Below are 19,900 nucleotides of genomic sequence, written 5' to 3'. Positions count from 1 at the left end.
GGCCAGAAATTTTGGCGCGCTTTCTCTCTTTATTCGTCGCCGTCATCATCCCGGAGCGTGATGGTTCCCTCATCGACAAGTGTCCGGATGGCGCCAATGATCTGGGTCATCGCCTCCTCTGCATCGGGTTGTTTGATTTTTCCGACCTCATCCATTTCTTCGCGCAGGTTTTCGGCCATACGCGACGACATGTTGGACAACAGGTAGTCAACCGATGCCCTGTCTCCTTCCGTTTCTGCACCGGCGAGCGCTGTAACCAGGACAGGTTGTTCCACACCGCGTAGAATGGCCGGTACATCACGGGGCAGAATGCGGGACGGGATATGGGCGAAGGTGAAAATGGATTGGCGAACTATGGTGGCAAAATCGGCGTCCTCTTCTTCTAATGCGCTCAGCAGGCCGTCCCGGGTCGAGGCAGCGGACTGATTCAGTATCGCGCCAACGCGGGCACCCGGTCCGTCGGCAAACGCTGTGGCAGGGCGCTGATCCATCTGAGCCGCCAGCGACCACCCAATCCGCTCGACGGCCTCTGGGCTGACATTTGCAGTTTTCGAAACCGCATAGGTAATACGCCGAGCAACTGGGCCGGGAAGGTGCCCTAGCAGTTGCGCAGCTTTGGCGGTTTCAAGTTTCGATAGCATCACGGCCGCAATCTCAGTGCTTTCGGCCTGCGCCATTTCGGCCAGATCTTCTGTAGGGATCTCTCGCAATCGCTGCCAAGGATCGCCGATCTGGCGTATGCCGGCCACTTTACGCAAACGCGCCGCAGTTGCCGGGGCGATTTTGCCGTTCACCACATCCAAAGCGCCCGCCAGACCATGTGGAAAGGACAGGCCAACACTGTCCAGCGCATCTGCAAATTCACCGGCAACAGCGTCCAAGGTAACCCGGTCGACAAGGCCCATTTTGCCCAGTTGGTGGGTTAGCTTTTCCTGTAAATCGTCGGGGAGCTCTTCCAGCGGAATGTCCGCCCCATCATTCAGCAAGAGACGCACAACCACCGCCGCCTTTTGTCGGCTGCTGAGGCTGCGGGCCACCAAGCGAAGGTCGTCATCGTTTTCTTTGGCCAGCTGGGCAGAAGCCCCCGGGGCCACCTGTACCAATGTGTTTGTGTTCTGCATCTGCCTGCGGTGCCAAAGTTCCTGTTCCACAGGCAGATTACAGAGAGTCAGGTAAAGAAAGGCTGAAGCTTAGTAGTTGTAGGTCAGTCCGGTGCGGATCGCCTCGCGCAGGGAAACCTCTGCCCAGGTTCCTTCGCCGCCACGTGCTTTGATTTCACGCCACTGCGCAATCGCCAGATCAGTTTTGCCCTCGGCGACAAAGCCTTGCGCCATATAGGAACGTGCCAGGATATTGTCGGGATTTGCGTTAATTGCACCTTCATAGAACAGGTTCGCCAGTTCCAGCTTGCCCATCTTCCGATAGGTGAAGCCCCAATAGGTCATGACGCGATCGTCATTCTGGTCCATCACGCGCAGCACGCCTTGGGCGTTTTTGAACTGCCCGTCATAGGCCAGTTCACGCACGGCGTGGTACAGCTGATCCTGAGTGAAATTGGTGTTGCTGGGCTTTACGCATTTGCCCGCGGCCTCATCATAGACCCGTCCGAACAGACATTTCTTGGTGGTGTTTGTTGTTTTTGGCGGCGTCGATCCCCCGCCGCCACCTGCGGCATGAACCATGGGGGCAAATGTAAGGGCCTGAATTGCAATAACAGAAGCTAGGATGAGGCGCATATTTGGTCTCCGTTCGTAGGGCTGCTCAGAATAAGCATAGCGCGTTCTATACAAAAGCTAACAACTGATCGCGCGAATTTATTCACAAGTTTGAAAGCTCGACCAATCTCGACGTAACCAGACAAAGAAAAACCCGCACAAGATCATTGTGCGGGTCTGTATTGCGTGAGCTTGACGAAAATTTACTCGCCAAACACCCGGGCAAAGATCGTATCGACATGTTTGGTGTGATAGCCGAGATCGAATTTCTCTTCGATCTCCTCCTTGCTCAACGCGGCGGTCACGTCAGGATCCGCCAGAAGTTCTTCTTTGAAGTCTGTGCGGTGTTCCCAGACCTTCAACGCGTTGCGTTGAACCATAGCATAAGCCTCTTCCCGGCTGACCCCTGCCTGCGTCAGCGCCAGCAGAACCCGCTGGCTCATCACTAGACCGGGGAACTTGTTCATGTTCTCCTTCATGTTCTCGGGGAAGATCAGCATTTTGTCGATCACGCCCGTCAGTCGAGCCAGAGCAAAATCCAGTGTGATCGTGGCGTCCGGCCCAATCATGCGTTCCACCGAGGAGTGTGAGATGTCGCGTTCGTGCCAAAGCGCCACATTCTCCATCGCCGGGATCACCGCCGCGCGCACCATGCGCGCCAGCCCGGTCAGGTTCTCGGTCAGTACAGGGTTCTTCTTGTGCGGCATCGCCGAAGACCCTTTCTGCCCCATCGAGAAGAACTCGGCCCCCTCAAGAACCTCGGTCCGCTGCATGTGACGGATTTCAATGGCAACGTTTTCGATGCTGCTGGCGATCACGCCCAACGTGGCAAAGAACGCGGCATGGCGATCGCGGGGGATGACCTGCGTGCTGATCGGTTCGGGCACCAGTCCCAGCTTGTCGCAGACATGCTCTTCGACCTGAGGGTCGATATTGGCAAAGGTGCCGACCGCGCCGCTGATCGCACCTGTTGCAATCTCGGCCCGTGCGTCGCGCATGCGGGATAGGTTGCGATCCATCTCGGCATAGAAGCGCGCGAATGTCAGGCCCATTGTGGTGGGCTCGGCGTGGATGCCGTGGCTGCGGCCGATGCGGACAGTGTCCTTATGTTCGATCGCGCGGCGTTTCAGAGCGGCCAGCAAACCTTCGAGGTCGGCGATCAGGATGTCGGCAGCGCGGGTCAGCTGAACGTTGAAACAGGTATCCAGCACGTCCGAGCTGGTCATGCCCTGATGCACGAAACGCGCCTCATCGCTGCCGACATGCTCGGCCAAGTGGGTCAGAAAAGCGATGACATCGTGTTTGGTGACAGCCTCAATCTCATCAATGCGGGCCACATCGAATTCCACATTCTTGGCCTTCCACACGGCCTCGGCGTTTTCACGCGGGATCACGCCCAGATCGGCCATGGCGTCACAGGCATGGGCCTCGATCTCGTACCAGATGCGGAACTTCGTCTCAGGCGACCAGATGGCGACCATGTCGGGGCGGGAATAACGTGGAATCATTGGCAGCGGCACCTTTTTATGATTTGGCAGAGGTCGTTGCGGCGCGGTTTAAACCCAGCCGCCCTACGGAACAAGGCGCGAGTGCGGTGATGAGACGGTTTGCCCTGATTTTATCCCTTTGGCCTGGTGTTGCGGCAGCGACAGAGTTCTGGCCGCTGACGGGTGATGAAATTGCCGAAGCCTTGTCGGGCAAAAAACTAACTTATGGCGACGGCATCTGGCAAACATTCGACCAAAGCGGGGTGACCCATTATTTTTCGGGTCGTCCCAGCACCGGAAAGTGGGCCGTGCAGGGCGATCAGTATTGCTCGGTTTGGCCGCCTTCGGATATCTGGGCGTGTTATGATGTTCTGCAAAGCGGTGTCATCATTCGATTTATTGACGGCGCAGGCGAGATCACAGACGGGTATTATCCCGAATGAACTTTCCAAACGAACTGACCGACTTCGAAGGGGACTGGAGCCTGTCACGCACCATTCGGGATGCGCGGGCCGGGCAGGTGGTTTTAGCCGATGGCTCTGCGCGATTCACCAGGTCCAAAGACGGTCTGATCTATGACGAGACGGTAACTCTGCGCATTCCGGGCCAGCCCGAAATGATGGGAACGCGCCGATACCTGTGGCAAGACAAGGGCGAAAGCGTTGCGGTGCATTTTGATGACGGGCGTTATTTCCACGCTCTCAAGCTGGGCCAGGCGCAGGCTGCGGATCACCATAATTGCCCGCCGGACAGCTATGACGCAGTCTATGATTTCTCGGGCTGGCCCTGCTGGAGGGTCCGTTGGACCGTGTCCGGCCCCCGGAAATCATACGAAATGAATACGGAATACATGCTGCGGTAGCGTAATCATCTTGCAGATGCGGCGCTGACAGGGCATTCCTGTTGCAGAATCTCGGTCCGTTTAGGGAGAAACAACATGAATGCTAACGTATTGGCCAATGCATTTGGCCCACGTGAAGGGACGGCGCTGCGCGTCAAACAGGTGGTTATGGTTGCTTTGGGCATCGTTGCCTTGGCAGTCGCCGCCAAGATTAAAGTGCCGATGTGGCCAGTTCCAATCACCATGGGTACATTTGCGGTTCTGACCATCGGCACCGCCTATGGCGCACGGCTGGGTCTGGTAACTATGATGGGCTATCTGCTGATCGGCGCGCTGGGCTTTGACGTATTCGCGGGCTCTTCGGCTGAAAAATTCGGCCTTACTTACATGATGGGTGGCACAGGCGGCTACCTAGTCGGATATGTGCTGGCAACCCTGATGCTGGGTACGCTGGCCGCGCGCGGCTGGGACCGTTCGGTCGTGAAAATGGCGCTGGCGCTGGTACTGGCCAACGTTCTGATCTATGTCCCCGGCCTGCTGTGGCTGGGCCAGCTCTATGGCTGGGACCAGCCGATCCTGGCATGGGGCCTGACACCATTCCTGGTGGGTGATGCGATCAAGCTCGCGCTGGCCGCGCTGCTGATCCCCGGCCTGTGGAAGCTGGTGGGCGACGCCCGCACCTAAACCACAGTCAACCTAGTTGACATGAACCGCGCCCGGAGCGATCCCGGCGCGGTTTTTTGTTGCGCCAACAAGAGGCTGGACAAAACCGGTCGACACAGTTCAAGCTGTAGCAATAGAAACAACAGGTTATTCAGATATGCCTAATCTATTGAGGGCTGTAACCCTTTCCTGCGCGGTTGTTTGCGCCGGGGCAGGGAGTGCAAAAGCCGAAACACCGATCACCTATACTGATGAAGGGCGCGCCTTGTTCAGCTTTGCGGTACCAGATTTTTGGTCGGTTCGTACTGGCGGCCCGCGTGAGGTCGATGACACCGAGCTAAACGATCCCCGCGCGGTTGCCCGGGTCATGGGGATCAAACCGGTAACGGATGACAGCGTATGGATTGGATTTGTCTCGCCATCTGGTGTGTCATCCATCGACGGTGGCCTGCGATACCTTCAGGATATCGACAAGTTTCTAGTCAAAGATCCGATCGTTTCGGAAACAGTCGCAACCCAGATCGGAGGTCTGCCAGCGCGGGTTATCCGCGGTACCGGTACCCGTGATCGGCGGGGGATAAATTTCACGGCCACAGTGATTGACTTGCCGCGTGATCGCGTGGCTGTCGCAGTGGCCGTATTAAGAGACGGCGCCGATCCTGGCTATGTGGACGACCTGAATGCCGTATTCGCGTCATTCCGGTCGCTTCAGTGAGGAGGTTTGGATGACTCGTAAGCTGATGAAACGGTCGATCGCCGCGCTGGTATTCGGTTTGACCAGTATCACCTTGTCTGCCTGCGACGGCGTGACGGTTGGTGTGGGATACGGATATGATCCGTTCTATGACTCGATGCTTTGGAACGACTATTATCACGACGTTGATGTGGACATTGATGTAAATCGTCCACCGCAGGGTAAGCCTCCGGTCAAACCCAAACCTCCGGTCGCCAAGCCCCCGGCGCGCCCACGCCCCCCGGTCGCCAAGCCCCCCGCACGTCCACCGGTTGCCCGGCCACCAGTTGCCCGGCCGCCTATTCACCGCCCGTCACCGCGGCGGCGCTGATGCGGATCACGACAGCAATTCCGTCGTGATTTTCGCTGTTCCTTCAAGTGTCCTGTGAACAGGGCACTTGTCGGCGATTTCAAGCAGACGTGCGCGCTGATCCTGATCCAAGGGGCCCTCGAGCCGAATTTTGCGGCGGAACAGATCGACCTTGTTGTCAGTGATCAGACCCGCATCCTGTGCGTGGACCTTGTTATGGCAAACATCGACAGTGATGCCTGTTAGTGGCCAGCCCTTGCGCCGCGCATACATCCGGATTGTCATCGAAGTACAGGCTCCAAGACCCGATGACACAAAGCCATAGGGCGACATACCGCGGTCGGTGCCTCCATATGAGGCCGGTTCGTCTGCTACAACATGATGCTTGGGGCCGGACTGAATGTCTTGCTGGAATCCGTTGGGATCGGCCTCAGTCACCCGCACTACGCCTTCGGGCGCACCCGGTGGTGGGGCAGGCGGGCGCAGCACCACATAGCGCGTAACCCAAGCCGCTATTACATCTGCAGCATATTCCGCATCCGCCGCGCGTGTAATCAGGTGATCAGCGTCGTCCAGCGTCACGAAGCTTTTGGGATGTTTGGCTGCCAGAAAGATCGCGCTTGCATTGTCGATACTAACCGTTTCGTCGCGTGGCGCATGAAGTATCAGCAGCGCGGCCTTCAAATCCGCAATCGCAGGGGTTAGCGCGGATTGGGCGATATCTTCGACGAACGCTTTGCCAATACGGAACGGGCGACCACCCAAAGTGACCTCGGCCGATCCCTCTTGTTGGATTTCCGACAGTGCGGCGTCGAAATGGTGCGAGACATGCCCTGGATCGGCAGGCGCGCCCAGCGTAACAACGGCCTTAACACTCGAAATACCAGCTCGGGCGCGCAGAACCGCTGCCCCTCCGAGAGAATGCCCGATCAGCAGAGACGGGGACATGTTCCGTCCAGCCAGATACCGTGAGGCGGCGATCAGATCCTCAACATTCGAGGTGAAGGTGGTGTTTGCAAATTCGCCGTCTGAATGACCCAAGCCTGTGAAATCAAACCGCAATACCGCGATACCCATCGCTGCCAGACGGGCTGCGATCCTGCGCGCGGCCGGGATATCTTTTGAACAGGTAAAGCAATGGGCAAACAATGCCGTAGCAAGGACGGGCCCGTCCGGCAGGTCGAGGCGCGCAGCCAGTTGGTGGCCGTCGTGACCGGCAAAGGTGATGCGTTCGGTGGGCATGGCAGTTCCTTACGTCATGAGGTGCCTCAATATTGTGGCCGCCAGCGAGGGGTCTCAACCCCTATGTAAGAAGCGTCACGGGAAGGTGAGACTGGGTCAGGGGCCGGCGGAGTTCTGGTGCGATAGATTGCATCAACTTTTGTGATGCATTACCAGTCAAACATTCACTTTAATAAAGCGAACGCCACCCTCATCTTGAGCCTGTCGAACACAATCAGCCACGGAGGCAACAATGGTACATCTCACTTCTCAGCCACATGGCACAAATCTTCGCGTAGATTTACTGATCGTTATCGCCGTAACTGCGGTCATCAGTTTTGCCGCGGGTCAGAACTGGACACAGCCGACATCTTTTGCCAGCACCGAAATCGAGGACTGGCATGGGAACGTCAAACGGTCAAACTGGCCGAACTGAGGGGTCAGGCCAGCCCCATAAGCTGTGGGTCAAAGGGATAGGTGGACAGGTTTTCATACCCATCCTCAGTGATCAGAACCTGATCTTCGAGTTTGATTGAGAAATCTCCACCTACCTCGCCAACCGCGGCTTCGACGCATAGAACCATGCCCGGTTCCAGCGGATAATCATAAGCGCCGGCGACGGCCTTGTCCGGATAGGCGACCAGAGGCCACTCGTCACACAGGCCAACGCCGTGCATCAGGCAGCCGTATTTCTGGTCCTGAAACTTGCTATCCAACCTATGGCTGTTGGCGGTCAGTTCAGGGATCATAACGCCAGGTTTCAGCATCTCCATATTTGTCATGATATGCTCATGTGCGTGCTGCATGGCATAGATCATATCCGGGCGGGGTTTTTCGTCCCCGATCCACCAGGTGCGCGAGATATCGATGCAGATGCCGTAAGACCCGATCAGATCGGTATCGAAGGCGATGATTTCATTCTTTTGCGTGATCCGGGGACCACATTCCTGAAACCACGGGTTGGTGCGTTGGCCTGAGGCCAGCAGGCGGGTTTCGATCCATTCCCCGCCGCGCCGGATGTTTTCGGCATGCAGAATGGCCCAGATGTCGTCTTCCGAGGTTCTTCCGTCTCCGACATTAGCGCGGGCAAATGCCTCCATCTCGGCCACCGCGGTCTCGCAGGCGTGGTTGGCACATCGCATCGCCAGAATTTCGTCCGGGCCTTTCACGGCGCGGGACTTTTCAGTGACTTCCTCGCCTTCCATGATCTCGAACCCCTGGGCCTCAAGGGCGCGCAAACCGTGCAGCATGATCTTGTCCACAGCCAGCCGCTTGTTACCGCCGCCATGCGCATCAATCAGCGCCCGCACTTCGTTCGAGAGTACATCCGCGGCAACATCGACCTTGTCGCCGCGATCGAAATAGAACAGGTCGGCGCCCGAACGTTGTTCCTTCACTAATGGGTTGAATTTGCTTAGAAAAGGTGAGTTTTTATAATCCCAGATCACCATATACCCGTCGGCACATAACAGCACCGCGCGGAAGGGGTTATGCGTGTTCCAGAGCTGCATGTTGGTGCTGTCTGTGGCGTATCGAATGTTCAGAGGATCAAACATCAACAAGCCACCATAGCCACGATCAACGATGGTCTTGGTCAGACGTTTCCACCTAAACTCACGCATCCTCTCAAGGTTCGGCAAGGACAGCCCGGCGGCTTCCCATTCGGCGAAGGCCAGCTGTGTGGGGCCGATCTCGATCCGGTCCAAATCATTGGGCGTGCCGTCCCCAAGCGCTGTGCCTTTGGTGGGGTCGATCTTGCGGATATCTCTATGGTGACGGTTCATAGTAGCCCTCCCTGCCTGTCTATCGAGCGTGAAGAAGCATTCTTTCAGCGTCTTGATAATTTGCGACCGCCATCCGTCGCTTTTTGACCGACAAGTCGAAGTGCCGATGTTAGGTCGGGTTCATGACGACCATTTTGCAGACCTCTACTCCCTATGATCCTTTGAAACCCCGCCCGCTGCCGGGTATTCAGCCCGCCAGTATGGAAACTTGGTTGCATCAGGACGAAGCGTTCGCGGCCCAGATGGAATATCGGGAAGCGTTGCTGAAAGAGCGTCACGCTGATGTTCTTGCGCTGGCGCTCGAAGCCGAACCAGCCGCACAAGAAGTCTTGGACCTGGTGTTGCAATATGCGTACCCCGGATGCTCAGACCTCGTCACGAGAGCCGATGGGCAGAAGGTCCAGATTGATCGGCAGGCCCCAATGGAAACCCTTTGCAGACTGGTGCAGGAGGATATCTGTATCTTGCAAAAGCAAGGGGACGAACATGTTTTGACTGGCGCGGTTTTGTGTTTTCCAGCCAGTTGGCGACTGTCAGAAAAATTCATGCGTCCCCTGATCGACATCCATGTACCGGTCAACAGCTACGACGAAAGCATCGCGCGCCGTGTCCAGCGGTTGTTTGATGGAATTCAGCCCGATAAGCCGCTCTGGCGGTTTAATGCGCTGTGGTATGAGGATGCCGATCTGCATCAGCCTCGAAGCGCTACAGAACCGCGCGAGGTCAGTTTACCCGGAGCCGCGTGCTATTTGCGCAGCGAGAGGCAAACATTGTTGCGGCTGCCGAAAACGCGGGCTGTGGTTTTTTCGATCCACACCTATGTTCTTGAGGCTGGAAGCCTTCGCCAAAAAGAAAACCCCACCTGACGGCGGGGCTTCTTAGGAGGGTCTTATTGGAATTAGCCTACATGCCTAAAGCAGTTGCCACACCGGCAAAGGCACCGCTGGTGCTGAGCGCTGATATTGCAACCGAATAGGCAAGTACCTGAGTATTCAGGCGGAAATCTTCACCTCGGATCAGGTTGACGGCAGCCATCGAGGCCGCGATCGGGACCGACACGCTGGCCACGGCACCCGTAAGTCCCCAACTGGTAAGTCGCAGGATATCATTGGGTTTCTCGTGGTCGAGGGGGGGAGTGTCGGTCCGATCATCCGGTTTCTGCTCGATCGGTTCTGTCCGAAAAGCAATGCTAAGCAACTGCTCGTCTGACAGCTGGATTGGCCGCGCATGTGAGGTCTGCGTTTTGTTTCTTGGCTCATCCAGATCTTCTGTCTCCGTTAATTCAAGACCTGCAAACGGCCCGGAAACGGATTCGAAAATTTGTTTTCTGTCCCGCTGTTTAACGGGCGCCAGAGTGTCAAAAGCACTCATGAATTGTTCCATGGTCAGGACTGTATTCGGAGACAGCCATTCCACGCGCTGAGTCGCACAGATATCAACCATGCGATACAGGATCACAACAAGCATAAGCTCCGAGATCTCGCTGTCGTCCAGCAAGGCGGATACTGGGGTAATTGTGACCGTCAACCGGTTTTCGGGCAGGGTCACCCGGGGTTTCGAGACGGTTCTCAGACCGGCCGCACGGTCCCGCCGTTCAAACCGGTCTTCTGTTTCAGCCAGTTGGGTATCCAGCGTAAGGCGCACGAGGTACTGACTTGAGACGATGCTCGCCTCGGTCGTGTTCAAGATCGTTTTGCGCTCAATAAGATGGCCGTAATCTTCCAGGGTCGCCGCCACGATGGCACCAAACCGCTCGATCGCGCCATTGGTCTTGCCTGTGAACTGCAGGCCGCCGTGATAGCTGTGCTTCGGAGTCACTGCGCATTCCTTTGTGCATTCCGTCAGATGACTCAAATTATCAACAGATAAGGGAAAGAATTGGGCGGAAATGGAAAAAAATGAGAAATCGGCAAGATTGATTACGCATTGGAAACCTAGGCATTTTAGGGGCTATTTAGCGTCTGTGGCGACAATGTGTCTGAATTGCGGTCGCCCTACATGACAGACCGACACAATCATCCGTCGATTCGAGCAGCCATGATTGCGATGGATTCTTGGTACACCGTCGCGGCATTCCACTGTTGAATGACCGCAAAATTCGGTTGGCCCGGTTGATATCCGCGTCCGGGCTTCCAGCCCTTTTTACGCAGGAAATTAGCGGTCGAGGCCAGCGCATCGGTCATGTTGTAGAAATCGACCTGACCGTCACCGGTGGCATCAACACCGTATTCCAAGGCATTGCCCGGCAGAAACTGTGTATGTCCCAGTTCACCGTGTTTGGCACCAACGGTGTTGGTCGTAATGCTGCCTTGATCGACCAGCTTCAGTGCTCCGATAGCGTGGGGGATGAAGAACTCGGATCGGCGACAATCATAGGCCAAAGTGGTTATTGCTGACACAACCTGACTGTCACCCATGAAATTCCCAAATCCTGTTTCCATTCCGTGGATAGCGATCAGGATGCCTGCTGGTACCCCATACTGACGCTCAAGCGTCGCATAGAACTGAGGGTTCCTTGCTTTGCGCTTGCGGCCTTGTGCAACGATAGTATCCGCGCCGCGTATCTGCATGAATTTGTCCAGCGAGTATTTAAAACTCTTTTGGTTTCTGTCCGCAGCAATGGTTCGGGTGGCATATTGGCTTTGGCTCAGCGCCTGCAATCCCTTCTTTTTTACTCCCGCGCGCTGGGCCTGCTTCGCGAAATCCCGCTTCCAGGTCTCAAATCCATTTCCGGTGTTGCCACAGGGGGCCGCTGCCGCAAAGCCAGGTAGAGAAATTGCCAAAATAAGAGCAAGCCGAAGCATCTTGTAATCCGATCCAATGAAATGACAGGGGCAGCCTAGGCAGGGAAGCCGCACACGAAAAGGGGTTAATAAAGGTCGAGTTCCCCGGTGCCCTTCAGGCTATCAAACCATTCATCCGGCGTTTTGTCGATTTTGGCGTGCTTGACCATCATGGCGTTCATATTGGGAAGCCCTGATGAATCTGGCCAGTTTTCAGGTTGCCACAGATCCGACCGGATGACGCATTTAGGGCAATGTGCAAAAGCGGTCTCGATATGAATCATAAGGGCTAGCTTAGGCGCGCGATTATTCACTGCCATACTGTTCAGCAAGTCCGGGTCAATACATATGCGCGCGGTTCCTCGGATGCGCAAAGTCTCCAACTTGCCAGGCACTAGGAAGATCACACTGACACGCGGGTCCTGTATTATATTGTGAAACGTGTCAGTCCGCTTGTTGCCTGGGCGGTCGGGAATGGCGATCAGAGTGTCTGAGATCACCCGAACAAACCCTTCGGGATCCCCACGAGGAGAGATATCCAGATAACCACCCGGATTGGCCGAAGCTATCAGGCAGAAGGTCGACTTGGCGATAAAGTCGCGGCACATGCCGTCCAGCGCGGCTTGTTCCTTGGCGATGATCTGGGGAAGGGGCGCGCCGGTGATGCGCTCCAGTCCCTCTTTCGAAGCGACGAAATCCGAGAACGGGGCGAATGCGGTTTCGGCTGACATGCGATCTCTCCTAACCGGGGTAATGGCAAGTGTGAAAGATCGGGCCAAACGAAACAAGGGGCGCCCGATGGACGCCCCTATAGAGTTATCGTCGAAAATGCTGGATTAGCAGCTGTAATACATGCCGTATTCAACCGGATGCGGCGTGTGTTCGTAGGTTTCGACTTCGTCCATCTTCAGTGCGATGTAGCCGTCGATCTGGTCTTTGGTGAACACGTCGCCCTGCAGCAGGAAGTCGTGATCCGATGCCAGGGCTTCCAGAGCTTCACGCAGTGAACCGCAAACCGTCGGGATGTCGGCCAGCTCTTCGGCCGGCAGATCGTAGAGGTTCTTGTCCATGGCTTCGCCCGGATCGATCTTGTTCTTGATGCCGTCCAGACCAGCCATCAGCAGCGCGGCAAACGCCAGGTAGGGGTTTGCGGCCGGATCAGGGAAGCGGGCTTCGACGCGCTTGGCTTTCGGGCTTTCGGTCCATGGAATACGGACACAACCCGAACGGTTACGAGCCGAGTAAGCACGCAGGACGGGGGCTTCAAATCCGGGGATCAGACGCTTGTAGCTGTTGGTCGCCGGGTTGGTGAAGGCATTCAGTGTCTTGGCGTGCTTCAGGATACCACCGATGAAGAACAGTGCCTCGTCCGACAGATCAGCATACTTGTCGCCAGCAAACAGAGGCTTGCCGTCCTTCCAGATCGACATGTTCACATGCATGCCGGTACCGTTGTCGCCTGCGATTGGCTTCGGCATGAAGGTCGCCGATTTGCCGTATGCATGCGCCACGTTGTGGATGATGTATTTGAACTTCTGCAGCTCATCTGCCTGTTTGGTCAGGCTGTCAAAGATCAGGCCAAGCTCGTGCTGGCACGACGCAACCTCGTGGTGATGCTTGTCGACCTTCATGCCCAGACGCTTCATGGTCGACAGCATTTCCGAACGCAGATCCTGGGCTTCGTCGATCGGGTTGACCGGGAAGTAACCGCCCTTAACGCCCGGGCGGTGGCCCATGTTGCCCATCTCGTATTCGGTGTCGGTGTTCCAGGACGCATCAGTTGCATCAACTTCGTAAGATACTTTGTTGATGCTGTTGGAAAAACGAACGTCGTCGAACAGGAAGAACTCGGCTTCAGGACCCATATAGGCCACGTCGCCGATACCGGTTGCTTTCAAGTAGGCTTCGGCTTTCTGGGCGGTGCCGCGCGGGTCACGTTCATAAGCTTCGCCGGTGTCGGGCTCGACAACTGAGCAATGCACGCAGATGGTTTTCTCTGCGTAGAACGGATCGACATAGGCGCTGTTGGTATCGACCATCAGTTTCATGTCCGAGGCTTCGATGGACTTCCAGCCAGCGATGGAAGAGCCATCGAACATGAAGCCTTCTTCAAGGAAGTCTTCATCTACCTGATCGGCTACCAGGGTGACGTGCTGCAGTTTGCCGCGCGGGTCAGTGAAGCGGACGTCGACATATTCGGCGCCTTCGTCCTTGATTAGCTGAAGAACTGCGTCCTTGCTCATTCTCTTGATTCCTCTGAATTGAAGATTTGGTCTTGTTACAGTGCGTCCGAACCGGTTTCGCCGGTACGGATGCGAATTGCTTGTTCGACGGGTGAGACAAAGATCTTGCCGTCGCCGATCTTGTCGGTTTTGGCGGCGGAAACGATGGCTTCGATGGCGGCATCGACCAGATCGTCGTCCAGCACAACTTCGACCTTCACCTTGGGCAGAAAGTCGACCACATATTCCGCGCCGCGGTAAAGTTCAGTGTGACCTTTCTGACGGCCAAACCCCTTGACCTCGATCACGCTGAGGCCCTGGACTCCGACGTCCTGCAGCGCCTCTTTCACTTCGTCCAGTTTGAACGGCTTGATGATCGCTTCGATCTTCTTCATACCGGGCTCCCTTTAACTCTTGTCAGGATGGCACTGACCACGTCTAAGATCGGGCGGCAATGTGAATGAGAAAATGGCGATGCCGGGTTGCATGGAAATTGGGTGGCCGGTGAAATTTTGAACAGTTTGCACAAAAAATAGTCAAAATTGAATCGCACGAGGGTTCAGCATGACAGATTTACTGACTGCAGCACAGATGCGGGCGATCGAACAAGCGGCCATTGAGTCCGGTGAGGTGACCGGTCTTGAGCTGATGGAACGGGCTGGGCAGGGTGTTGTCGAGGCGATTTTCGAGGAGTGGCCAGAGTTGGACAGGCGAGGGGCCAGCCCCTCGCGTTCCCTGACGTATCCGCGGCCAGATGAAGAGGATCCGTTGCGGGCAGTTGTCTTGTGTGGGCCAGGAAACAACGGTGGGGACGGGTTCGTCGTGGCCAGGCTTTTGCGGGAGCAAGGGTGGGAGGTCGCGGTGTTTCTGTATGGCGACCTAGAGAAGCTGCCGCCGGATGCGCGGGTGAATTATGAGCGGTGGCTGGAGCTGGGTGAAGTTTCTAAGCTTACCCTGCCGACACCGACCAAACGTGAAGTTTCCAAGTTGGAGAAACACGCAGCCCGACCGTCAAGTTCGCAAGGCCCTGATTTGATATTGGATGCTTTGTTTGGAACAGGGCTGATACGTCAGATTGGTGGATTGAAACCTGCTCTTTCCAAGCTTCAGATAGGTTCAGAGGCTGATGCCGATCCGTGGTGGCCGCGCGTCGTTTCGGTCGACATTCCGTCTGGTCTTTGCGCTGATAGCGGTAGGATTCTGGGGGACGAAGGTGTAATTGTTGGCGCCCACCTAACAGTGACGTTTCATAGCAAAAAGCGTGGACATCTTCTGGACGTAGGGGCCCAGTTCTGTGGAAAGACCGTCATAGTTGACATTGGGCTGTCTTCACCAAGCGATCTCGGTTCGATCTCGCGCATGTCTTTGGCTGATCTGCATAGCGAGCGACGTTTGGGGAGAGTGCTGTCTCGATTGGTAGATGAAAGTGGATTGCCACAGAGTCTCAGCAAGGCTTCGTTTGAGCACAAATACTCGCACGGCCACGCCTTGATCATGACCGGAGGCCCCGGCAAAACCGGTGCTGCGCGGCTGGCAGCGCGGGGGGCGCTGCGGATTGGGGCGGGGCTGGTGACTCTGGGCGTGCCTCCTGCGGCTCAGATGGAGGTTTCGGTGCAAGTGACGGCGGTCATGTTGCAGCGGGTCGAGAGCGCGGATGGTCTCTCGAAAATCCTAGAGGATGAGCGGCTGAACGCTCTGTGTCTCGGCCCCGGATTGGGGCTGGACCGTGCGCGCGATCTGGTGCCGGTTGCGTTGGCTGCGGAGCGGGCGACGGTTCTGGATGCTGACGCACTGACGGCTTTTGCGGATGATCCTGCAGCCCTGTTCGAGATGCTGCATGAAAACTGTGTTCTCACTCCGCATGGCGGCGAGTTTGCACGGTTGTTCCCGGACATTGCGGAAAAACTGAAAGCGGTTCCCATCAAGGGTCCGGCCTATTCCAAAGTGGACGCCACCCGAGAGGCTGCCGGGCGGGCAGGGTGCGTGGTTTTGTTCAAGGGACCCGATACCGTGATTGCGGATCCGAACGGGCAATGCTCAGTGAATTCGGCCGTTTATGAACGTGCGGCGCCCTGGTTGGCGACAGCCGGGGCCGGGGACGTGTTGGCGGGGTTTATCACCGGGTTGCTGGCGCGGCGGTTCTCGCCTTTGCAGGCCGCGGAAACTGCGGCATGGCTGCATGTGGAATGTGCGCGATCTTTCGGGCCGGGGTTGATCGCTGAAGATTTGCCCGAACAGTTGCCACGGGTTTTGCGGGAAGTGGGTTCTTAATCGCCTCGGCGAAAATCCGCCGCTGCAGTATTCGATGTCCCAAAATGAGCGTATGATGAAATTCAGGTCAGGCGTCAGTATTGCGGCAAGCGGTCTGGGTGACTTGGATGACATATATTCTATCGTTTTGAAGTAGATCAAATTAACACCCTTCAGCTGCGGTTATATTCGCACAAGATGCGCGAGCTGAATGGGCCCGAGACAGGGGATCATAGAGAAATCGCGCACAAGCGAGCAGTGCCCGTAAATGGATCCATTATGGTGAATGACTATGACCCAGAAAGTATCAATAAGCACGATTGCGACCTGCCTGACCGCTGCATCGGCCATCCCAGCAGCGGCAGAGCTTAGATATAACAATAACAGCGGCGGTTATGTTGAGCTATATGGCCAGTTTAACCCCGTCATTGTCTCGGTTGACGACGGCGATGAAACGGAAACCCGATTGCTGGACAATGATCTGTCAAACAGCCGGGTCGGGCTGTTCTTGATGCAACCCTATGGCAGCAATGAGTTTACCTTCCGGTTCGAATCCGGTCTGGGCCTGCCCAGCACGGGGAGCGCCAATCAGGATGGGACAAACACCGATGGCTGGAACCGCGAAGATATTCGGCATGTCGATTTTGCGCTGAAGGGGGGCTATGGTAAGTTTTCTGCCGGGCAGGGCAGCATGGCCTCGGATGGGGCGGCAGAATCCGATCTGTCCTATGTTGGTACCGCGCTCTATTCCTTTACCAACGATGAGAATGGCGCATTTTTCTACCGTGAGGCTGATGGTATGCTGAGCGGCATTACCGTTGGTGACACATCTGATAACTTCGATGGTTCAAGGCGCGGACGCATTCGCTATGACACGCCAGATTTCAACGGGTTTTCGGCTGCGATAGCCTATGGTCAGAACATCCTGTCCAGCAGCGATGACGATGATTACTACGATGTGTCGGTGTCCTATGGAAATACCTTATCCAACGGGGTGGAGATTGCTGCATCCCTCGCCTACGCCGTGCGCGATTACGATAGCGGATCCGGGGAGAGAAAAGACACAATCGGGTCCGCCTCGGTTCTGCTGCCCAGTGGTTTCAGCGTAACCGCAGCTTTGGGTACAAGAGATGACACTTCCAGCGGTGCCAGTGACCCGAATTACTGGTATGCGAAGCTTGCGTATGAAGACGATTGGGTGTCATGGGGTAAGACTGGTATCGGCATTGACTATTTCGACGGATCTGATTTCTCGATCGACGGCTCGAGTACTAAGGCCTGGGGTATCGCTGTCGTACAGCGCATCGACAGTATCAACACCGATGCCTACTTGAAATACCGTAACCATGATTTCGATGACACCACGAGTTTCGATGATAACGAGGCCTGGGTGCTGGGTGCGCGCTGGAAGTTCTGATCCCGCGAACAATTCCTCAAGAACGCTCCGGCCAGGTCCGGGGCGTTTTTTTGGTCAAATCGGCGGCAAAACAAGGCTGATCCGGGCTTTGCCCCTTGCACGCGGGCGGCTGGGCAAATAGAAGGCCTCAAATTTGCCCGGCGCGCCGTTTTGCGCGCCCCGAATCCTATGGGGACTACCATAATGCAGGTTACCGAGACGCTGAACGAAGGTCTGAAACGCGGCTATAACATTGTCGTATCCGCAGCTGAGCTGGACGACAAAGTTAACGAGAAACTGGTCGAAGCACAGCCTGAAGTCGAGATGAAGGGCTTCCGCAAAGGCAAGGTACCGATGGCACTGTTGAAAAAGCAGTTCGGTCAGCGTCTGCTTGGCGAGGCGATGCAAGAAAGCATCGACGGTGCAATGAACCAGCATTTCGAAGACAGCGGGGAGCGTCCGGCACTTCAGCCTCAGGTGAAGATGACCAATGAGGATTGGAAAGAAGGCGACGACGTACATGTCGAGATGTCTTATGAGGCCCTGCCTGCCATCCCTGAGGTCGACTTGAAATCGGTTGAATTGGAAAAGCTGGTTGTCAAAGCCGATGACGCGGCCGTTGAAGAAGCGCTGGGCAACCTGGCCGAAACCGCGCAGGATTTCAAATCCCGCCGCAAAGGCTCGAAAGCCAAGGACGGCGACCAGATTGTGTTCGATTTTGTTGGCAAGGTTGATGGCGAAGAGTTCGAGGGCGGTTCCGCAGAAGACTATCCGTTGGTTCTGGGTTCCAACAGCTTCATCCCCGGTTTCGAAGAGCAGCTGGTTGGCGTAAAGGCCGAGGAAGAAAAAGACGTAAACGTCACCTTCCCCGAAGAGTACGGTGCCGAGCATCTGGCCGGCAAAGACGCTGTGTTTACCTGCACCGTCAAGGATGTGAAAGAACCCGTCGCCGCCGAGATCAACGACGAGCTGGCCACCAAATTTGGTGCAGAAGACTTGGAAGCGCTGAAAGGCCAGATTTCAGAACGTCTGGAAGCGGAATATAGCGGTGCTTCGCGGGCGGTTATGAAGCGTGCTCTGTTGGACGCATTGGACGTGAAGGTTTCGTTTGATCTGCCACCGTCGCTGGTAGATGCCGAGGCCAAGCAGATCGCACACCAGCTGTGGCACGAAGAAAACCCGGAAGTGGAAGGCCACGACCACGATGAGATCGAGCCGACCGACGAGCACAACAAGCTGGCCGAACGCCGCGTGCGTCTGGGCCTGTTGCTGGCCGAACTGGGCCAGAAGGCCGAAGTTGAAGTCACCGATGCAGAGATGACCCAAGCGATCATGAACCAAGCGCGCCAATACCCTGGTCAGGAACGCCAGTTCTTTGAGTTCGTGCAGCAGAACGCTCAGATGCAGCAGCAACTGCGCGCGCCGATCTTCGAAGACAAAGTCATCGACTATATCGTCGAGCTGGCCCAGGTTGCGGATAAAGAAGTCAGCAAAGACGACCTGCAGAAAGCCGTAGAGGCATTGGAAGAGGAGTAATCCTCTTCTGCCCATAGAATTCTTATGGGCACAAAAAACGGAGCCGTCTGAAAAAGACGGCTCCGTGTGGGTGGCTTTATGCTATGAGGTGAGGGGGTCAGGCCTCATGAGCAAAAGCACGGGGGGTCCTTAGCAGAGCAGTTTTCTGCTCTGGGGTGAACCGATCCGAAACTGCTTCGATCAGGTTCAATACAGCTTCGGCTTCGGCTTTTGTGGTTGCCGAATTCATCTGTTCGACAAAGTACTTTTCCATCTGGCTTAGTGGTTGGTGGTCGTAATTCGCCACACCTGTATCTGCCGGTGTTTTGTTTCTGGCATACAGATCTATTGCCTGCTCGTCCGTCAGGAATACATCGTGAGCGATGTTCGCATATTCCCGAATTCCGGAAATTCTCTCATCTGAGCAGTCCATCAAAGCGGCCATGGCTACGACTTTACCCATGGGCTTAGCACTGCCGAGGTAGTCATAAGGCGCGTTACCGGACCTTTGCAGAACGCGGTTCATAACTGGATCAATCACCGCGATCGAGTCAAGAACGCCAGCCGCTTTGGCATATTCGAAAGAGCCAATCATAACTTCGCTGGTCACATAGGATACAGAATTTTCACCGCGCCCTCGGCCCAGTTTTTTAGTGTCGACACAGAACCGGGTGGCTTCCCAGACTTGCGCGCTCCGAATTGGAGGTTCTCCATCCAGAATCGAATGGAAAACATCGGACAGCATATGCGGTCCTTTGGTTTGCAGTAGTCTCATGCACCCGACAACGTCCCCCTCGTCGTCGATGCTGACTACATGTGCTGGATGCAGATCATCGAAGTGGTCGCGCTCGCGCCCATCCTCAATATTGACCTCCCAACCAAGGCGATCGCCGAAAACACGAGCGCGCAGTTTGAACATGTCATCCAAGACATCTTTGAACTTATGTTGATTAATACCATCAATAACGATGATCATTTCC

21 protein-coding genes are annotated in these 19,900 nt (G+C 55.9%); 10 read left to right on the top strand and 11 right to left on the bottom strand.

All coding sequences use genetic code 11. The features are described from left to right. Positions 1-29 precede the first annotated feature (29 nt). The 3 genes from AC2FH8_RS04470 to purB all read right to left on the bottom strand — a co-directional run bounded on the left by AC2FH8_RS04470 (position 30) and on the right by purB (position 3,223). Positions 30-1,121: a flagellar motor switch protein FliG gene (locus AC2FH8_RS04470; RefSeq protein ID WP_281994443.1), complete on the bottom strand. Its 1,092-nt coding sequence runs from the start codon at positions 1,119-1,121 to the stop codon at positions 30-32. Between the two features lie 69 nt (positions 1,122-1,190). Further along, complete coding sequence (locus tag AC2FH8_RS04465) at positions 1,191-1,736, bottom strand: tetratricopeptide repeat protein (RefSeq protein WP_142633104.1); 546 nt, start codon at positions 1,734-1,736, stop codon at positions 1,191-1,193. Between the two features lie 182 nt (positions 1,737-1,918). After that, on the bottom strand, positions 1,919-3,223 hold the full coding sequence (gene purB / locus AC2FH8_RS04460; protein ID WP_496688473.1) for an adenylosuccinate lyase: 1,305 nt from the start codon (positions 3,221-3,223) through the stop codon (positions 1,919-1,921). On the opposite strand from purB, the gene AC2FH8_RS04455 reads away from it, so the two are divergent. From AC2FH8_RS04455 to AC2FH8_RS04435, 5 genes are all read left to right on the top strand, one after another. Beyond that, positions 3,214-3,645 carry a hypothetical protein gene (locus AC2FH8_RS04455; RefSeq protein WP_496688471.1) on the top strand — a complete coding sequence of 144 codons (432 nt, stop codon included), beginning with the start codon at positions 3,214-3,216 and terminating at the stop codon, positions 3,643-3,645. The genes purB and AC2FH8_RS04455 overlap by 10 nt on opposite strands. Next, the gene (locus tag AC2FH8_RS04450) at positions 3,642-4,064 is read left to right on the top strand and encodes a DUF6314 family protein (protein ID WP_281994447.1); all 423 of its coding nucleotides are present in this window, start codon (positions 3,642-3,644) and stop codon (positions 4,062-4,064) included. Before AC2FH8_RS04455 ends, AC2FH8_RS04450 begins: the two co-directional genes overlap by 4 nt. A gap of 75 nt (positions 4,065-4,139) precedes the next feature. Continuing rightward, the gene (locus tag AC2FH8_RS04445; RefSeq protein WP_496688469.1) at positions 4,140-4,727 is read left to right on the top strand and encodes a biotin transporter BioY; all 588 of its coding nucleotides are present in this window, start codon (positions 4,140-4,142) and stop codon (positions 4,725-4,727) included. Positions 4,728-4,863: 136 nt separating this feature from the next. Further along, the gene (locus AC2FH8_RS04440; RefSeq protein ID WP_496688467.1) at positions 4,864-5,421 is read left to right on the top strand and encodes a hypothetical protein; all 558 of its coding nucleotides are present in this window, start codon (positions 4,864-4,866) and stop codon (positions 5,419-5,421) included. 10 nt (positions 5,422-5,431) lie between these two features. Next, on the top strand, positions 5,432-5,770 hold the full coding sequence (locus AC2FH8_RS04435) for a hypothetical protein (protein ID WP_496688465.1): 339 nt from the start codon (positions 5,432-5,434) through the stop codon (positions 5,768-5,770). A gap of 6 nt (positions 5,771-5,776) precedes the next feature. Here AC2FH8_RS04435 and AC2FH8_RS04430 read toward each other — a convergent pair whose 3' ends face one another. Further along, positions 5,777-6,991, bottom strand: coding sequence for a bifunctional alpha/beta hydrolase/OsmC family protein (locus AC2FH8_RS04430; RefSeq protein ID WP_496688463.1), 1,215 nt, complete (start codon positions 6,989-6,991; stop codon positions 5,777-5,779). 232 nt (positions 6,992-7,223) lie between these two features. Here AC2FH8_RS04430 and AC2FH8_RS04425 point away from each other — a divergent pair, with 232 nt between their 5' ends. Further along, positions 7,224-7,406, top strand: coding sequence for a hypothetical protein (locus AC2FH8_RS04425; protein WP_496688461.1), 183 nt, complete (start codon positions 7,224-7,226; stop codon positions 7,404-7,406). 4 nt (positions 7,407-7,410) lie between these two features. Here the strand turns inward: AC2FH8_RS04425 and dddP are convergent, their stop codons facing one another. Continuing rightward, positions 7,411-8,754 (bottom strand): dimethylsulfonioproprionate lyase DddP, encoded by a 1,344-nt coding sequence (dddP, locus tag AC2FH8_RS04420; protein ID WP_496688459.1) that lies wholly within the window; start codon positions 8,752-8,754, stop codon positions 7,411-7,413. 122 nt (positions 8,755-8,876) lie between these two features. On the opposite strand from dddP, the gene AC2FH8_RS04415 reads away from it, so the two are divergent. Continuing rightward, a complete protein-coding gene (locus tag AC2FH8_RS04415) occupies positions 8,877-9,620 on the top strand; it encodes a heme-dependent oxidative N-demethylase family protein (protein WP_496688457.1) in 744 nt (247 codons plus the stop codon). 37 nt (positions 9,621-9,657) lie between these two features. On the opposite strand, the gene AC2FH8_RS04410 is transcribed toward AC2FH8_RS04415, so the two are convergent. From AC2FH8_RS04410 to AC2FH8_RS04390, 5 genes are all read right to left on the bottom strand, one after another. Beyond that, the gene (locus tag AC2FH8_RS04410; RefSeq protein ID WP_281994450.1) at positions 9,658-10,572 is read right to left on the bottom strand and encodes a hypothetical protein; all 915 of its coding nucleotides are present in this window, start codon (positions 10,570-10,572) and stop codon (positions 9,658-9,660) included. Between the two features lie 197 nt (positions 10,573-10,769). Then, positions 10,770-11,558: a lytic murein transglycosylase gene (locus tag AC2FH8_RS04405; RefSeq protein WP_281994451.1), complete on the bottom strand. Its 789-nt coding sequence runs from the start codon at positions 11,556-11,558 to the stop codon at positions 10,770-10,772. 65 nt (positions 11,559-11,623) lie between these two features. Further along, on the bottom strand, positions 11,624-12,268 hold the full coding sequence (locus AC2FH8_RS04400) for an MSMEG_1061 family FMN-dependent PPOX-type flavoprotein (protein WP_496688453.1): 645 nt from the start codon (positions 12,266-12,268) through the stop codon (positions 11,624-11,626). A 105-nt stretch (positions 12,269-12,373) separates the two neighbouring features. Next, entirely contained in the window at positions 12,374-13,780 is a 1,407-nt protein-coding gene (gene glnA / locus AC2FH8_RS04395) for a type I glutamate--ammonia ligase (protein ID WP_142633127.1), read from the bottom strand. Positions 13,781-13,815: 35 nt separating this feature from the next. Then, complete coding sequence (locus AC2FH8_RS04390) at positions 13,816-14,154, bottom strand: P-II family nitrogen regulator (protein ID WP_142633129.1); 339 nt, start codon at positions 14,152-14,154, stop codon at positions 13,816-13,818. Between the two features lie 169 nt (positions 14,155-14,323). Between AC2FH8_RS04390 and AC2FH8_RS04385 the strand changes: the two genes are divergently transcribed. The 3 genes from AC2FH8_RS04385 (at position 14,324) to tig (ending at position 18,941) form a co-directional block, all read left to right on the top strand. Further along, entirely contained in the window at positions 14,324-16,030 is a 1,707-nt protein-coding gene (locus AC2FH8_RS04385) for an NAD(P)H-hydrate dehydratase (RefSeq protein WP_496688451.1), read from the top strand. A 271-nt stretch (positions 16,031-16,301) separates the two neighbouring features. Then, entirely contained in the window at positions 16,302-17,426 is a 1,125-nt protein-coding gene (locus AC2FH8_RS04380) for a porin (protein WP_496688449.1), read from the top strand. A 183-nt stretch (positions 17,427-17,609) separates the two neighbouring features. Further along, positions 17,610-18,941 (top strand): trigger factor, encoded by a 1,332-nt coding sequence (gene tig, locus AC2FH8_RS04375; RefSeq protein ID WP_271948081.1) that lies wholly within the window; start codon positions 17,610-17,612, stop codon positions 18,939-18,941. Positions 18,942-19,038: 97 nt separating this feature from the next. Here tig and AC2FH8_RS04370 read toward each other — a convergent pair whose 3' ends face one another. Then, positions 19,039-19,896 (bottom strand): acyl-homoserine-lactone synthase, encoded by an 858-nt coding sequence (locus AC2FH8_RS04370; protein WP_142633135.1) that lies wholly within the window; start codon positions 19,894-19,896, stop codon positions 19,039-19,041. Positions 19,897-19,900: the final 4 nt, after the last annotated feature.

The sequence above is a fragment of the Ruegeria sp. CDSC025 genome (assembly GCF_059610805.1).
Note: the sequence above shows the minus strand (reverse complement) of the source record. Positions and strands in the feature narration are given on the sequence as shown.

Excerpts from the sequence above, each read along its gene's own strand:
- AC2FH8_RS04370 (WP_142633135.1), bottom strand. The coding sequence starts at position 19,896 with ATGATCATCGTTATTGATGGTATTAATCAACATAAGTTCAAAGATGTC.
- glnA (WP_142633127.1), bottom strand. The coding sequence starts at position 13,780 with ATGAGCAAGGACGCAGTTCTTCAGCTAATCAAGGACGAAGGCGCCGAA.
- AC2FH8_RS04380 (WP_496688449.1), top strand. The coding sequence starts at position 16,302 with ATGACCCAGAAAGTATCAATAAGCACGATTGCGACCTGCCTGACCGCT.
- AC2FH8_RS04390 (WP_142633129.1), bottom strand. The coding sequence starts at position 14,154 with ATGAAGAAGATCGAAGCGATCATCAAGCCGTTCAAACTGGACGAAGTG.
- AC2FH8_RS04445 (WP_496688469.1), top strand. The coding sequence starts at position 4,140 with ATGAATGCTAACGTATTGGCCAATGCATTTGGCCCACGTGAAGGGACG.
- purB (WP_496688473.1), bottom strand. The coding sequence starts at position 3,223 with ATGATTCCACGTTATTCCCGCCCCGACATGGTCGCCATCTGGTCGCCT.
- AC2FH8_RS04470 (WP_281994443.1), bottom strand. The coding sequence starts at position 1,121 with ATGCAGAACACAAACACATTGGTACAGGTGGCCCCGGGGGCTTCTGCC.
- dddP (WP_496688459.1), bottom strand. The coding sequence starts at position 8,754 with ATGAACCGTCACCATAGAGATATCCGCAAGATCGACCCCACCAAAGGC.
- AC2FH8_RS04430 (WP_496688463.1), bottom strand. The coding sequence starts at position 6,991 with ATGCCCACCGAACGCATCACCTTTGCCGGTCACGACGGCCACCAACTG.
- AC2FH8_RS04440 (WP_496688467.1), top strand. The coding sequence starts at position 4,864 with ATGCCTAATCTATTGAGGGCTGTAACCCTTTCCTGCGCGGTTGTTTGC.
- AC2FH8_RS04415 (WP_496688457.1), top strand. The coding sequence starts at position 8,877 with ATGACGACCATTTTGCAGACCTCTACTCCCTATGATCCTTTGAAACCC.
- tig (WP_271948081.1), top strand. The coding sequence starts at position 17,610 with ATGCAGGTTACCGAGACGCTGAACGAAGGTCTGAAACGCGGCTATAAC.
- AC2FH8_RS04425 (WP_496688461.1), top strand. The coding sequence starts at position 7,224 with ATGGTACATCTCACTTCTCAGCCACATGGCACAAATCTTCGCGTAGAT.
- AC2FH8_RS04450 (WP_281994447.1), top strand. The coding sequence starts at position 3,642 with ATGAACTTTCCAAACGAACTGACCGACTTCGAAGGGGACTGGAGCCTG.
- AC2FH8_RS04405 (WP_281994451.1), bottom strand. The coding sequence starts at position 11,558 with ATGCTTCGGCTTGCTCTTATTTTGGCAATTTCTCTACCTGGCTTTGCG.
- AC2FH8_RS04400 (WP_496688453.1), bottom strand. The coding sequence starts at position 12,268 with ATGTCAGCCGAAACCGCATTCGCCCCGTTCTCGGATTTCGTCGCTTCG.
- AC2FH8_RS04465 (WP_142633104.1), bottom strand. The coding sequence starts at position 1,736 with ATGCGCCTCATCCTAGCTTCTGTTATTGCAATTCAGGCCCTTACATTT.
- AC2FH8_RS04385 (WP_496688451.1), top strand. The coding sequence starts at position 14,324 with ATGACAGATTTACTGACTGCAGCACAGATGCGGGCGATCGAACAAGCG.
- AC2FH8_RS04435 (WP_496688465.1), top strand. The coding sequence starts at position 5,432 with ATGACTCGTAAGCTGATGAAACGGTCGATCGCCGCGCTGGTATTCGGT.